The following is a 12,792-nucleotide window of genomic DNA, read 5'->3' as shown; positions in this document are numbered from 1 at the left end:
CCACCGGCGCCGGTCGGCGGCGCTGGATGATGCGCTGGAAGCCCGCCCTCAACGCCTTCGAGATGGCCTTCGACGGCCGCCTCGCCGCTGGCCGGAAGTAGATCCACACAACCCAGTTACACCGAATAGTTGACAGACCCCGACGACCTCGCCCATGTTCTCGTGACCGAGCACCATGCCCGGTTCCAGGTCGGTGCGGCCCTCGTACGTGTGCAGGTCCGACCCGCAGATGTTGGTGGTCGTGATCCGCACCAACACGTCGGTCGGCTGCTCGATCCGCGCGTCAGGTACGTCCTTGACGGTGACGTCGCGGCTGCCGTTGTAGACCAGTGCCTTCATGCGTGAACGCCACTGATCGTGTCGCGCGCCCCGCGCCGACAACTCCGCCCGCGGGACCGAGAGGCACGCTCGCACCTTCTCCTGTGAGGCCGGTGCAGGCGCTGGACCTGCGGCGTCCCGGCCTCGTGGGGTGGAGTGATCGGCCGGATCTGGTCCGCGTGAGTCGGCGTTGCCGTGCGGGCGGCGGGGAATCCTGGCGTTCACCATGCAGTCGCCGCCCGCAAAGGAGGAACTCCGCTGAGCACGTGGAACCCGACCAGCTTCAGCGCGAAGTGCCCGGACAACGAGCTGCTCATCACGGTGATCGGACGCCACGGCGATCCGTACCGCAGCCAGACATGTCCTCAGTGGACGGCCACATCCTCGAGTTGTACAACCGGATCAGGTGTGTTGCCCCACGATTCCCGGGGCTCGTCGACGAGTTCTGGGCCGAGATCGACCTGCTTCTCGACCGCCGCATGTGGCTGGCGTGTGACCCTGACAGCCACGCGGCCGCCTGACGATGGCATCCGCCGCGGTCACGCCGCGTATCCGATCCTCGCTGAGCCACCGGGACCTCGCGGTGCTGAGGGCCGTCGCCGCCGGGCGTTGTGAGGTGACCGACGTGTCCGGTGGGTCGCTCACCGTCGACGGCCTGTGCTGCTGCGATGTGGGCGGGCGGCGACCGCTCACGACGCGAGCTGGACCGGTGCCGGATAGACGTTGAACCGGCCCGGCATGCCCACGACGTCCAGTGCCCTGCGCACCGCGCGGGACGGGAACACCACGCACAGCCGACTGCCGGTCCGCTCGACCGCGTCGAGGATGTCCACGAGGGCGGAGAGACCACTCGCACCGAGGAAGCCGACCCGCGCCATGTCCAGCGCGAGCAGGTTGTCGGTCGGGTCCAGCACCTGCACGACCTCGCGTGTGAACAGCGGCGCCGTGAGCATGTCGATCTCTCCCTGGACGTGGACGACCACGGCACCAGCGGACAGCCGCGACACCGCCAGGTGAATCGACGCCTGGCCGACCTCGTCCGGGGATGGCATCAGCCGAAGCCGGTGGGTCGGCTGATGGCGCCTGCTCGCCGTTCTGATCACGTCGTCCTCCTGCGTGTCGGCTACCTGGTCGAGATCTCGATGGTGTCCACCCGCAGCGCCCGGCACCTCGACCCGACAGCGCCACTCCCTGCCCGTCCGGACGTCCCCGCAGGTCGGGCGGACGCGGTGGTCATGCCCGCCAGGCACAACGGGGACCAGCTCGCTTCAGTGCCCGTTGGAGGCAAGCGCCTGCGCCCACGCCGTTGAGGACGACGACGCGACTCGGCACCGCGGGTCGAGGACCGCTCCGGGCCGGCGTCGTCCCCCTACGCGGTTCCCGCATCACACCAGCAGATCGAAGATCTTGAATGCCTGCTCCCAGTGCTCGGTCCTCGGGTTCGCCAGCCTGGGGTCGATGACCCGGAACGTCCTGGCCAACGCCACCGAGAGTCCCCCGACGAACGTGAGCATCCGGGATTCCGCCTCCTCGGAGAAGGCGACGTCCGGTGGGCGCGGGGTGAGCTGTTCGAGGGCGGGGAGCAGCGTGAGCTCGTCGTCGAGCCGGGTGAACTCGCGCATGCACTCCTGCAACCCCTTGGTGAGCGGCAGGTCGGGCGGCTCGACGACGTCCCGACCGTTCCACCGGGCGGTGTCCCTGGCGACGATCGCCACGTCGTACGCCTGCTTGTCGACGAACTCGGTGAAGCGCTTCAGGTCGGACTTGTCGACGTGCAGGCTCGCAGCCTCGCGGAAGAACCGCTGGAACGTCGCCACGTTCATCACCGGCACGGTGACCTCCTCATCGGGCCCTCCTCATCGGGCCAGGTGCTCGTGCACCAGGCGGATGGCCATCGATCCCTCGCCCACCGCGGACGCCACCCGCTTCACCGAGCCGCGTAGGAACGCGGCAGCTCCGAGTGGGCCGGCGGGGGGATGCGCACGGCAGAGCCATGGACCATCGGGTCGGGCCACGGGGCGATCAGCACCATCCCCCCGGCAGGTCGTCCCTGAGCGTGGCGCGCCCCGGCGAGCGGGAGGCCGCGGGCCGAAGCGGAGCGGGTGGCCGCGAAGGCGACCACCGCCCGCCGCCGGCTGCCGGTCGAGCCGGCCACGCCGCTGGAGCTGGTGATGATCGACGAGATGGCGATGCTCACCGCCTACGGAGAGCGGGGCGACGTCCGGGAGGCGCTGCGGCTGCTCGCCGAGATCTTGACCCAGGGTCGCGCATGCCTGGTGTCGGTGATCGGCTACGTGCAGGAGCCGTCCAAGGACGTGATCGACGTCCGGGACCTGTTCACCACCCGCGTGTGCCTCGGCGTCACGACCGCGAGCCACGTCGACATGGTGCTCGGCGACGGTGCCCGCGAGCGGGGTGCACTGGCCGACGAGATCCCCGGCGACGAGCGGCACGCGGGCATCGGGTTCGTGATCGACGCGGGTTCACGGCTGCCGGTCCGGTTCCGGGCGGCGTTCGTGTCCGACGACGAGATCGACGAGCTGGTGCAGCGCTGCACGCCGTGGGCGCGACCGGGCGACGTGATCGAGATGCCGTCATGACCGGCAGCGCCGACTACCGGCTGATCATGCGCGGGATCTCGGTCGTGTGCGTGCTCGGCGCGGTGTCCGCGATCGTCCCGGCGGCCGAGTTCGCGGTCACGGTCGGGCTCGTCGCCCTCGGGCTGATCGGCCTCCTCGTCGCCGGTCTGCGGCTGCTGGCCCGCTGGCTGCGGGAGCGTCGGGAGGACCGCGAGGACGAGATCACGGCGGCGACCTGGCGGGCAGCGCACGCACCAACGGCGGTGCCGTGATGTGGGCCGTCACCGGATGGGCGTTCGCGACCTGGCTCAAGTGCACGCTGCTCCTGGCCGCGCTCGTCGGTGTCGCCTGGCTCGCGCTCGGCACCGGCTCCGGCTGGTTCTGGGCCGCGCTGCTCGGGGCCGGCCTGCTCGAGGTCTGGGCGGTCCGGCAGCTCGGGCGGGAGTGGGCCTACGAAGCGCGCTCGTCGTGGTGGTGGGCGCCGTGACCGGCGGGCAGACCGACCTGTTCGGCAACCCGGTCGTCTCGCTCCCGGAGCAGCGGCAGCGCCGGTCCGAGAGCAACGACGTGGACCTGATGCACACGGTGGCGGCCAACGCCGTCCGCTGCGGCTACCTGCTCGTCGGCACCTCGGAGCGTGTCTACGCCCGGGTCGCTGACCGGGACGGGGAGGTCCAGCGGGTGCCGCGCTACGAGGAGGAGGCCGTTCATCAACTCCTGCGGCGGCGCTGGCTGAACTTCGGCTCGCATCACCCCGTCACCTGCGGCGCGGCCAACCTCACCGGTGCGGCCGTGCTCGTACCCAAGGAGACCCGGTCCCGCGTCGAACGCTGGAACCGGCTCCAGCGGCCACCGTCCTGGCCGCGCAGCACTCCGGACGACCCGACCGTGCCCACCTCCGACCGGGTCGTCCGGCTCCACGACAGGAAGAAGCGCCGATGATCGACGAACTGAGCGCGCGGCTGCGCGCACCCGACTACCAGGACTGGCGCGCCAAGGTGGAGGCCACCGGCGGGTGTGCCCGTCCCGTCCGCCTCACGGGCCGCTCGGCCATCCTCGACCGGGACGGCGAGATCCTGACCGAGCGGGCCGGAGACATCTTCGCCCCGTGCGGCAACCGGCGGGCGAGCGTGTGCCCGGCCTGCTCCGACCGCTACGCCGGCGACGCGTTCCACCTGCTGCGCGCCGGACTGGCCGGCGGGGACAAGGACGTCCCCGCGCTCGTCACCGAGAAGCCCCGCGCGTTTCTCACCCTCACCGCACCCGGATTCGGGCCGGTGCACACCCGGCGCACCACCAAGTCGGGCCGCGTCATCCCGTGCCGCTGCGGCAGCTACCACCATCCCGACGACCCCCGGCTCGGCGCACCGACCGACCCGGACACCTACGACTACGTCGGCGCGGTCCTGTGGCAGGCGCACGCCGGGCAGCTCTGGCACCGCTTCGTCATCGCGCTCCGCCGTGCCCTGGCCGGCCACCTCGGCGTGCCGGCGCGCTGCTTCCGCGACGTCGCCCGGCTGTCCTACGCCAAGGTCGCCGAGTACCAGCGGCGCGGACTGGTCCACTTCCACGCCGTCGTGCGCGTCGACGGCCCGGACGGACCCGGCGACCCCACGCCGCGAGCGATCACCGCCGAGATCCTGCACGCCGCGATCACATCGGCGGCCGCCGTCGCCGTCATCGCCACCGACCGGCCCGACGGTGAGCCGCTGCTGCTCGGCTGGGGCGCACAGCTCGACCTTCGGCAGATCACCGCGTCGAAGGCGTCCGACGTGGAGGACGACGCCGGCCAGATCAGTGAGGCGCGGCTCGCCGGCTACGTCGCCAAGTACGCCACCAAGGGCACCGGCACCACCGAGGGTGCCGACCGCCCGGTCCGCGACGTCGAGCACATCGCCTACCTCGACGTCTCGCCGCACCACCGTCGGATGATCGAGACCTGCTGGCAGCTCGGCGGCCTGGAGCAGTACGAGGACCTGAACATGCGCCGGTGGGCGCACATGCTCGGGTTCCGGGGCCACTTCCTGACCAAGAGCCAGCGCTACTCGACGACCTTCCGCGCCATCCGTGGCGAGCGCCGGACCTGGCGCGTCCGCCGCGAGCTCGATGCCCTGGACCGCGACACCTGGGGCGAGTCCGGCGCCCCGCTCGACCTCGACACCGTGACCGTCGTCAACGACTGGCGCCTGCTCGGCGTCGGACACCAGAACCACGCAGAACGGGAGCTGGCCGTGGCCATCGCCGAACGCAACCGACAACAGCGCACGACCCGAAGGAGGACCGACTGATGGAAGCACTCACCTACAACGTCGACGAGGTGGCCGCGCTGCTCGGCATCGCGCGCGGCGTCGCCTACGAGAGCGTGCGGAACGGCGAGATCCCGGCCACCCGCGTGGGCCGGCGCTGGCTCGTCCCGCGCAAGCGGTTCCACGCCTGGCTCGACGGCACCGACCCGGCGAGCACGACGGCCCGGCCCCGGGCGGTGGCGTGATGGGGTTCGTCGACAAGACCCCGGAGGGCCGCTACCGCGCGTACTTCCGCGACCCGGCCGGCAAGCAGCGGTCCAAGACGTTCCGGATCAAGAAGGACGCGACGGCGTTCCTCGCCGAGATGGAGACGACCAAGACGCGCGGCACCTACGTGTCCCCGCACGCGGGCCGGCTGGCGTTCGGTGAGCACGCGCGGCGTTGGATGGCGACGTGGAACACCGAGCAGACCACGGCGGCTCGGGACCGCTCGATCATGAACACGCACGTCCTGCCGCGCTGGGGTGAGGTCCCGCTCGGCAAGATCGACGACATGGGCCTACAGGAGTGGGTCACCGGCCTCGGTCAGCGGCGCTCGCGGGCCACTGTGGCAGAGGCGCTGCGGCTCACCGGCGCCGTGCTCCGCTCCGCCGTCCGGAACCGGCTCATCCCGTTCAACCCGGCCGACGAGGTGCGCATCCCGCGTGCCCGGCAGCACGATACCGGCGAGCGGATCATCACCCGGGCTGACCTCCGGACCGCGCTCCTGCCGGCCGTGCCACCACGGCACCGGGCAATCGTCGCCACGGCCGGCGGAGCGGGGCTGCGCTGGGGTGAGGCGGCCGGGCTGCGAGACGATGCCCTCGACCTCGACGGCGCCCGGCTGTCGGTGATCCGGACGGTGATCGAGGTCGGCGGGCATACCTCGTTCAAGCCGTTCCCGAAGTCGCGGGCCGGCCGGCGGACGGTGCCGCTCCCGGCGTGGCTGGTCGAGATCATCCGCGAGCACCTTCGCCAGTGGCCGGCGCTCACTGGGGAACCGATCTTCGCCAACGAGGTGGGCGCACCGTTGCGGCGCACGCTGTTCCGCTCGCGCATCTGGCGGCCGTCGCTCGTCCGGGCCGGTCTGCTCGGCGCGGTCGTCCCGGCCGGCGACAAGTTCGAGGCGCACTGGACGGACGCCACAGGGGCCGCGCTTGTCGAGCTGCTGCCGACCAGGGCACAAGCCGTGCAGCACGTCGCGCGGTACCAGGCCGGCGGGCTCCGCTTCCACGATCTTCGCCACTCCTACGCGACGTGGCTTGTGGATGACGGCGTTCCGCCGAACATGGTGCAGCGGGTCATGGGACACGAGCGCTCGGCGACGACGCTCGACCTCTACACCCGGCGGACCGACAACAGCGGGCGCATCCTCCAGGCGCTCGACGACGATCCCGAGGAGCTCAACGGCGATGGATAGCTACCTGGCGGTCGATCAGAAGGCGGCGACGATGGTCGGGACCGCCATGAGCATGGTGCCGATGCCGACCAGGATCAGACCGACCAGCTGTAGCCGGGCGCTGCTGACCGCCACCGCCTTGGCGAGCGCGCGGAGCTGCTCGTCCGCCTCCTCCAACCGGCGTCCCTGCTTGGCCAGTTGCTCTTCCAACAGACGTTCAGCCTTCTCCGCGCGGGCCTGCTCGGCTCCGCCTCGTTCCTCCAGTAGCTGTAGGCGAGTCTCCACGCGTGCCATCCGCTCGTCGATGGACTCATCAGAGTTGAAGACAGACCCCACGCCGAACGCCTCGGCGCTTCCGATTCCGGTGGCGGTGATGACGAGTTTCGCGGTACCGCGACCTGTTCGCATATCTCGCTTGAATGTCAGACGCTCCCGAAGGATCTTGATCTGCGCGCTGGCCCACGGCCACACAGGCATGGTGTCGAACTGCCGCACGGATCCGACGTACGCGGCTACGCCGCACCCGACGCCGACGACGGCGAGCAGCAACCCGAGTCCTGTGACAACGGCAGCGTGTAGCGGGCTCATCAGCTTGGCGGCTCCAGGGGGCAGCAACGGGGCGGCTCCGGAAATGCTCCGGCCACGCCCCCGAGAACGACGAACGGCCTGGTCGTCAGGCTCGTGTTGAGCCTCTGACCAGGCCGTTCGGCTGTGGGCGATACTGGGATCGAACCAGTGACCTCTTCGGTGTGAACGAAGCGCTCTCCCCCTGAGCTAATCGCCCGAGCCGCGGTGGACTCTACAGGTCAGAACAGGGGGCTCTGCAACCAGGTCCACCCTCCGAGGCCCGCCCAACCGGCGACCAGGTAGAGCGCGTTGAGCAGGTACAGCGTGGCCAGGACGACGAGGCCGGTGGCGGTCAGTACGGCGAACCGGACGGGTAGCGGCTGGCGGCCGAGCCAGTCGGTCCACGCGTCGTACTTGCTGCGGGCGTAGCGCAGCACCCGCTTGGCCCATTCGAACTCGCTCGCCAGGATCGCCAGTCCGGCGAAGACGATGAGCCAGCCCGGCCCGGGGTAGGGGATGGCGATGATGCCCAGGACGAGCACGAGGGTGCCCACGACGGCCACGCCGACTCGGTAGGTCTTGCGCAGCGCGGGACGCCCGTGGATCCGCGCGCGGAACCCCAGCGGCTGCGACTTCTCGGTGCTGCTCAGGCTGCTACCTCCCCGCTCGCGACCACCCGGGTGGGCGAGGCGGGTGCGGTCCGACCGGACTCGATCGAGATGGCGTAGCTGGTGAACTCGTCCGCCTGCGGCGCCGAGCCTACCGCCCGCGCGCCCTGGTCCGCGGGGGCGACGTCGAAGGTACCCAGCGGGACCGGGTCGGCGCCGTCGTTGAGCCCCCAGGCCACGTAGACCTGCTCGGCGGAGTTGGCGGGCAGCCCGAGTGGATAGACCTGCCGTCCCGTGTCGGTGACCAGCACCGCGGCGAGCGCCGCACCACCCGGGTCGGTGAGCACGGCATGGCGGGAGCCGGGCCGGTCGAGCTGCTCGATCAGCTCGGACAGGCCTTGCGACTGTGCGCTCTCGGCCTCCCGGAGCTGCTCCAGCTGCGCGTTCCTCACGATCAGTCCACCGAGTGAGACAGCCGCGACCACGCTGAGTGACGCGGCCACCAGCCGTCTGCCGCGGCGGGAGAGCCACGATCGCCGAGCCGTCGGGGCCGAGGCGGCCGCCTCCTCGGCGTCGAGCCGGTGCCTGCGCGCGGGTTCGGTGGATCGCACCTCGGCGGGTGCGGGTTCGGTGGGGCGAGGAAGCAGGGTCGGCGGGCGCTGCGGCGTGTCGGCCACTCTCGCCATGAGGCGGTCCCGCATGCCCGTGGGCGGTTCGGCGGCGTCGACGGAGCCGCCCAGGCCGGCGAGCACCTGCTCGGCGTCATGGACGGCGGCCCGGCAGGCCGCGCACTGGGGCAGGTGCAGCAGCACCGCCATCTCCTCGTCGGGCTCCAGGGCGTGCAACGCCCATCCGACGGCCTGCTGGGTCAACGGACAGTCCTGTGGTGTGGTCATCGGGCGCCACCGGCGATGTCGGTGGCGAACTCGCCGAGCAGGGGGCCGAGCACGCTGCGCAGCCGCTGCACGCCGGTGAACATGCGTGACTTCACGGTGCCCAGCGGCACCCCGGTCAGCGCAGCGACCTCACGCTGGGTGTAGCCGCCGTAGTAGGCGAGGGCCAGGGCCTGGCGCTGCTCGGCGGGCAACCTGCCCAGCGCGTCGCGCACCTGGCTCGCCACGACCTTGCCCAGCGCGGCCTGGTCGGCGCCGGGCCCGGGCGGGGCCGACCACTCGTCCCCGTCCTCCGCGGCCGGCACGGTGCGCCGGCGGATGGAGCTCTCGCGGCGCACGGCGTCGACGGACTTGTGGTGCACGAGCGTGAGCAGCCACGTGCCGAACGCGCCACGCTCGGGGTCGAACCGCTTGGGATCGCGCCAGAACGCGAGGAAGACCTCCTGCACGACGTCCTCGGCGATGCCGTCGTCGGCGCAGATGCGGCGGGCCAGTGAGTACGCCGGGCGCCCGTACCTGTCGTAGAGCGCGCCGAGTGCCGTCTGGTCACCGCCGACGATGCGTGCCACCAGCAGCTCGTCGGCCGGGTCGTGAGCGCGGGCGGCCGACGCTCGGGCACGCCGGTTCGCGGGGCCCGGCGCGTCGGCGACCTCTGCCACCAGTGGGATCCTCACGTCGATGTCTTCGCCAATGATCAGCGATCGGTTCAGATTAGTCCCCAGCAGGGCACGGGGTGCACGTTCGGTCCGTGCGGGGCGTCGATCGGACCCCCTGCTGCCCCGACAGGGTGAAGCCATGCGGACATCCGGGCGGAGTATGTCCCTCGACCCGTCACATCTTGGCGACACGCTCGTTTTTCAGCATGACGGACACGGCGAGGACCTGCCGGGCTGGAACCACGAAAGAGGACGCACGCATGCGCGACGAGCACACGGTCATCTGCTCCCCGGCGGTGTTCGAGCTGATCGCCCCCGACGCCCCGGCGGTACCGGTGAAGGTCGACCTGAGCTACCACAGCCGTGACCCGTTCGCGGTACAGGCATCCTTCCGAACCGGTCACGGCAGCGCGGTCGAGTGGGTGTTCGCCCGGGACCTCCTGCACGACGGACTCATCACGGCCTCCGGCAGCGGCGACGTGCGCGTGCAGCCGATGCCGCTCCACCCCAACCGGGTGCAGCTGGAGCTGTCGTCCCCGTCGGGGCACGCGGTGTTCACCACCTGCGCCCAGACCCTCGGCGACTTCCTGCACCGCACCTACGACGCCGTCCCGCCCGGGTGCGAGTACTCCTGGCTGGACTTCGACGTCGCGCTCTCGGAGCTGCTCCACAACGACCCGGCGCGCGACTGATCCGGCAGTCGGCGCAGGTGGGAGAGCGTGCGCAACGAGCCGGGGGGCCGGGTTTCGAGGCCCGCCCGGGCTGCGCTAAGGTTCTCCCACAACGCGGTGAACACGCCGCGACATGCGGACGTAGCGCAGTGGTAGCGCATCACCTTGCCAAGGTGAGGGTCGCGGGTTCGAATCCCGTCGTCCGCTCGGAGGAACCTCGAGTCACAGCTGGACCTCCAACTGGCGGAGTGGCCGAGTGGCTTAGGCAAGGGCCTGCAAAGCCCTGTACACGGGTTCGATTCCCGTCTCCGCCTCGGGCGATTAGCTCAGTGGGAGAGCGCTTCCTTGACACGGAAGAGGTCACAAGTTCAATCCTTGTATCGCCCACCACGTAAGGCCTGGTCAGAGCCCTAACACGGGCTTGTGACCAGGCCTTCTTGGCGTTCCGGGGCGTGTTGGGTGACTACCTGGGTGACCATCTCTCCGACGCCCCGGGAAGGCGCGGTTCAGTGCCGTCGCATCCTCCTCGATGACAGGTCGGAGCTACTTGCGGTGGACGGTCTCGGTGACCTTCGAGCCCTCGGCGTGGCCGATGAGGTGGGCGATCTGCTCGATGGGCACTCCTCCGTCCGACCGCGGCGACATGAAGCTGTGCTGGAGCTTCGTGTCGCCTCCGCGCGGACCGACCGCCACACCCGCGTGTGGGGTGAGACCGGTGGCGTCGCGTCCGGGTCGCCGACCAGGTCGACATGGCTCCAGGTGAGCGCCCTGAGTTCCTCGGTACGGGCACCGGTGAGCAGCGAGACGACCATGTAGGCGCCCGTCGTTCTCGCGGGCGCGGCGTCGAGTAGGGCCTGGACCCGGGTGATCGATCGGGCGAGTATCGACTTGATCCGGGCCACCGTGCTCGTGCGCGGCGTCATCGCCTTCTCGGCCAGCCAGCGGTCGACGTCCTCGGCCGACAGCTCGCGCAGCTTCCGCCGGTCCAGGGTGGGGGTGACGTGGCGGAGGGCCAGGTTGCGCTGGGTCTCCACCGTGCTCGGGTCCCGGCCGCAGAGTCGGTGGTCGAGCCAGTCCGGTACCGCCTGCTGCACGGTGTAGCCCTGCGCGGTGATGAGGACGCCCGTCGTCGTGGTCGCGGACGATCTGCTTTGAGCCGGTTCCGCGCCTCGGTCGTGGTCCGCCCAGGTCGATCCGTGGTCACGGCTCGACGACGGATCGGTAGGGCTGCCGGTGATCGACTAGCTCGGGGCCTGTTCCTGTCCCTCGTCTGGGAGGAGGAACGGTTGGGCCAGCTCGTAGGCCGTGGTCTGGCGCACGCCCGTGACCCGGGCGATGTGCGGCCACGACAGCCGACCACGCCGGTGCAGCTCGGCGAGCAGACGACCGGACCGCTCCCGACCCTCGCGGCCGGATCTCCTCCGACCGTTGGATCGCCGCGACCAGCTCATCGTCGCTCAGACCGGCGACCTCCGCCGCTGGGAGGCGCGATGGGTCGTCGCTGGCCGGCACCGGGTCAGTAGACCTTGCCCGCCTTTCGGAATTCCGAAGTGTGTCGGTGTGAGCGACCCCAATCCCGCGCGCCACGAGCCCGTGTACTCGGTCCACACCGCGAAACCCGACGACATGGGCGCGATCGAGATCATCTTCAGGACCGAACGCGAGGCACGATCCTCCGCCCGGGACCGATCCCGCGACTTCCGCGTCCTGTCCGCCTCCGTGACCTCGTTCCCCATCGGTGAGCTGGAACCCGGCATCCGGTCGCGTGGTACGTCGACGGCGAGGAGCAGTCACGGGAGTTCGACCGCCAGCTCTACCCCACGGACGGCGGCGCCTGATCGACTGCACTCCTGGGTGAGGGAACGCCCCCGTTCCCGGCGACCACGGGCGTGGCAATATACATCGCGCTATCTCGCTACGGACAGGTTCGCTTCAGACCCTCGAGGCGATTCGATGCAGGTCGGCTGCAGTAAGTCGGCCTCGTAGGCGTCCATCAACGAGGGTGGGACCGTCGGGCTGGCCCAATTCAGCATCTGCGTGAACATGGTGTCGTCCGGGTCCTGGGATCTGAGCTCCACGGGTACGTCGAGGGCGTCGAGTCCGGCGGTCATCGTGTCGTCCGCTGGGAGGAGGAGATGGTACGCGGTGCGGGCCCGCAGGAATGCGTTGAGATCCTGTCCAGCGATGCCCATGCAGCCGGGTTCGAAGATGGCGCCGATGGTGACGACGAGTGGTCGTTCCTCCACCTTCGGGAGCCACAGCCCGAAAATGTCACCGGCGCCGTTGTTGCCGATGACGACGACCTCGTCCGGAACGGGCCAGTCCCACCGGCGGAAGGCCGCTGCGGCGCGCGTGACGCTTCCTTCGCCCGCCTCGTTCCCGTCGTCCAGTGGCAGCAGGTTCAGGTTGTGGCCGAGCCAGCCACCACCGTCGTGGACGAGGTACAACTCGCGGAACGCCTGCGGTAGTCGTCGGCCGATCGCGTGCTCCGCCGCCGTCACGCCATCGGGTGCGGCAGCAGGGTTGGGCGCGTGCCAGTCCGCGGTCGCTGCCCACGCGTCCAGGATGCGGCGGTCGAGGTGCGTCACGGGGAAGAACGTAGCTCGCTCCGGCGGGTGCCGCCGCTGATCGATCGGTGTGGAGTGAGTGACCACGAACTCGGGGGATCGGCGGTTTGAAGCGCCCCGGATGTGGTGGAGGCTCTGATCCCACGGGAAGGTGGAGATCGTGCCGGCACCAAGGAAGTTCAGCGACGAGATGCGTGAGCGCGCCCAGCGCATGGTCCGTGAAGCACGTCGGCAGGAGCCCGGGCTCTC

The 12,792-nt window shown here is 70.6% G+C and carries 16 protein-coding genes, 4 tRNA genes and 1 pseudogene; 12 read left to right on the top strand and 9 right to left on the bottom strand.

What is annotated here, in order from left to right; genetic code table 11:
• Positions 1–144: 144 nt before the first annotated feature.
• A pseudogene (locus Q1K26_RS19665) lies at positions 145–339 on the bottom strand (alcohol dehydrogenase catalytic domain-containing protein); the annotation flags it as partial.
• Positions 340–677: 338 nt separating this feature from the next.
• Between Q1K26_RS19665 and Q1K26_RS19660 the strand changes: the two are divergent.
• Entirely contained in the window at positions 678–839 is a 162-nt protein-coding gene (locus Q1K26_RS19660) for a hypothetical protein (RefSeq protein ID WP_300014973.1), read from the top strand.
• A 168-nt stretch (positions 840–1,007) separates the two neighbouring features.
• On the opposite strand, the gene Q1K26_RS19655 is transcribed toward Q1K26_RS19660, so the two are convergent.
• Positions 1,008–1,370, bottom strand: coding sequence for an STAS domain-containing protein (locus tag Q1K26_RS19655; protein ID WP_300014970.1), 363 nt, complete (start codon positions 1,368–1,370; stop codon positions 1,008–1,010).
• Positions 1,371–1,703: 333 nt separating this feature from the next.
• A complete protein-coding gene (locus Q1K26_RS19650; protein WP_300014967.1) occupies positions 1,704–2,141 on the bottom strand; it encodes a DUF1931 family protein in 438 nt (145 codons plus the stop codon).
• Between the two features lie 279 nt (positions 2,142–2,420).
• On the opposite strand from Q1K26_RS19650, the gene Q1K26_RS19645 reads away from it, so the two are divergent.
• From Q1K26_RS19645 to Q1K26_RS19615, 7 genes are read left to right on the top strand one after another with little or no spacing between them, the layout of a single operon-like run.
• The gene (locus Q1K26_RS19645; RefSeq protein ID WP_300014964.1) at positions 2,421–2,918 is read left to right on the top strand and encodes a hypothetical protein; all 498 of its coding nucleotides are present in this window, start codon (positions 2,421–2,423) and stop codon (positions 2,916–2,918) included.
• On the top strand, positions 2,915–3,169 hold the full coding sequence (locus Q1K26_RS19640; protein ID WP_300014961.1) for a hypothetical protein: 255 nt from the start codon (positions 2,915–2,917) through the stop codon (positions 3,167–3,169). Before Q1K26_RS19645 ends, Q1K26_RS19640 begins: the two co-directional genes overlap by 4 nt.
• Positions 3,169–3,384 (top strand): hypothetical protein, encoded by a 216-nt coding sequence (locus Q1K26_RS19635; RefSeq protein WP_300014958.1) that lies wholly within the window; start codon positions 3,169–3,171, stop codon positions 3,382–3,384. Before Q1K26_RS19640 ends, Q1K26_RS19635 begins: the two co-directional genes overlap by 1 nt.
• Entirely contained in the window at positions 3,381–3,839 is a 459-nt protein-coding gene (locus Q1K26_RS19630) for a hypothetical protein (protein ID WP_300014955.1), read from the top strand. Before Q1K26_RS19635 ends, Q1K26_RS19630 begins: the two co-directional genes overlap by 4 nt.
• The gene (locus Q1K26_RS19625) at positions 3,836–5,185 is read left to right on the top strand and encodes a replication initiator (protein ID WP_300014952.1); all 1,350 of its coding nucleotides are present in this window, start codon (positions 3,836–3,838) and stop codon (positions 5,183–5,185) included. The genes Q1K26_RS19630 and Q1K26_RS19625 overlap by 4 nt, the downstream gene beginning before the upstream one ends.
• Complete coding sequence (locus Q1K26_RS19620) at positions 5,185–5,388, top strand: helix-turn-helix domain-containing protein (RefSeq protein ID WP_300014949.1); 204 nt, start codon at positions 5,185–5,187, stop codon at positions 5,386–5,388. The genes Q1K26_RS19625 and Q1K26_RS19620 overlap by 1 nt, the downstream gene beginning before the upstream one ends.
• Positions 5,388–6,602, top strand: a complete 1,215-nt coding sequence (locus Q1K26_RS19615; protein ID WP_300014946.1) for a site-specific integrase — start codon at positions 5,388–5,390, stop codon at positions 6,600–6,602. Before Q1K26_RS19620 ends, Q1K26_RS19615 begins: the two co-directional genes overlap by 1 nt.
• A gap of 15 nt (positions 6,603–6,617) precedes the next feature.
• On the opposite strand, the gene Q1K26_RS19610 is transcribed toward Q1K26_RS19615, so the two are convergent.
• The 5 genes from Q1K26_RS19610 to Q1K26_RS19590 all read right to left on the bottom strand — a co-directional run bounded on the left by Q1K26_RS19610 (position 6,618) and on the right by Q1K26_RS19590 (position 9,308).
• On the bottom strand, positions 6,618–7,130 hold the full coding sequence (locus tag Q1K26_RS19610) for a hypothetical protein (protein WP_300014942.1): 513 nt from the start codon (positions 7,128–7,130) through the stop codon (positions 6,618–6,620).
• Between the two features lie 163 nt (positions 7,131–7,293).
• Positions 7,294–7,365: transfer RNA gene (locus Q1K26_RS19605), tRNA-Val, on the bottom strand.
• 22 nt (positions 7,366–7,387) lie between these two features.
• Positions 7,388–7,735: a TIGR02611 family protein gene (locus tag Q1K26_RS19600; protein WP_300014975.1), complete on the bottom strand. Its 348-nt coding sequence runs from the start codon at positions 7,733–7,735 to the stop codon at positions 7,388–7,390.
• Positions 7,736–7,794: 59 nt separating this feature from the next.
• Positions 7,795–8,652, bottom strand: a complete 858-nt coding sequence (locus Q1K26_RS19595; protein WP_300014939.1) for an anti-sigma factor — start codon at positions 8,650–8,652, stop codon at positions 7,795–7,797.
• Positions 8,649–9,308 carry a sigma-70 family RNA polymerase sigma factor gene (locus Q1K26_RS19590; RefSeq protein WP_300014936.1) on the bottom strand — a complete coding sequence of 220 codons (660 nt, stop codon included), beginning with the start codon at positions 9,306–9,308 and terminating at the stop codon, positions 8,649–8,651. Before Q1K26_RS19590 ends, Q1K26_RS19595 begins: the two co-directional genes overlap by 4 nt.
• Before the next feature lie 257 nt (positions 9,309–9,565).
• Here Q1K26_RS19590 and Q1K26_RS19585 point away from each other — a divergent pair, with 257 nt between their 5' ends.
• The 4 genes from Q1K26_RS19585 (at position 9,566) to Q1K26_RS19570 (ending at position 10,366) form a co-directional block, all read left to right on the top strand.
• On the top strand, positions 9,566–9,997 hold the full coding sequence (locus Q1K26_RS19585; RefSeq protein WP_300014933.1) for an SsgA family sporulation/cell division regulator: 432 nt from the start codon (positions 9,566–9,568) through the stop codon (positions 9,995–9,997).
• 114 nt (positions 9,998–10,111) lie between these two features.
• Positions 10,112–10,183: transfer RNA gene (locus Q1K26_RS19580), tRNA-Gly, on the top strand.
• A 35-nt stretch (positions 10,184–10,218) separates the two neighbouring features.
• A tRNA-Cys gene (locus Q1K26_RS19575) sits at positions 10,219–10,290 on the top strand.
• A 1-nt stretch (position 10,291) separates the two neighbouring features.
• Positions 10,292–10,366: transfer RNA gene (locus tag Q1K26_RS19570), tRNA-Val, on the top strand.
• Between the two features lie 1,517 nt (positions 10,367–11,883).
• On the opposite strand, the gene Q1K26_RS19565 is transcribed toward Q1K26_RS19570, so the two are convergent.
• The coding region (locus Q1K26_RS19565; RefSeq protein WP_300014930.1) for an SMI1/KNR4 family protein at positions 11,884–12,792 on the bottom strand (909 nt) is incomplete at its 5' end.

This window comes from Pseudonocardia sp. (assembly GCF_029263155.1).
Lineage (GTDB): Bacteria > Actinomycetota > Actinomycetes > Mycobacteriales > Pseudonocardiaceae > Pseudonocardia.
This window is presented reverse-complemented; position numbering and strand designations above follow the sequence as displayed.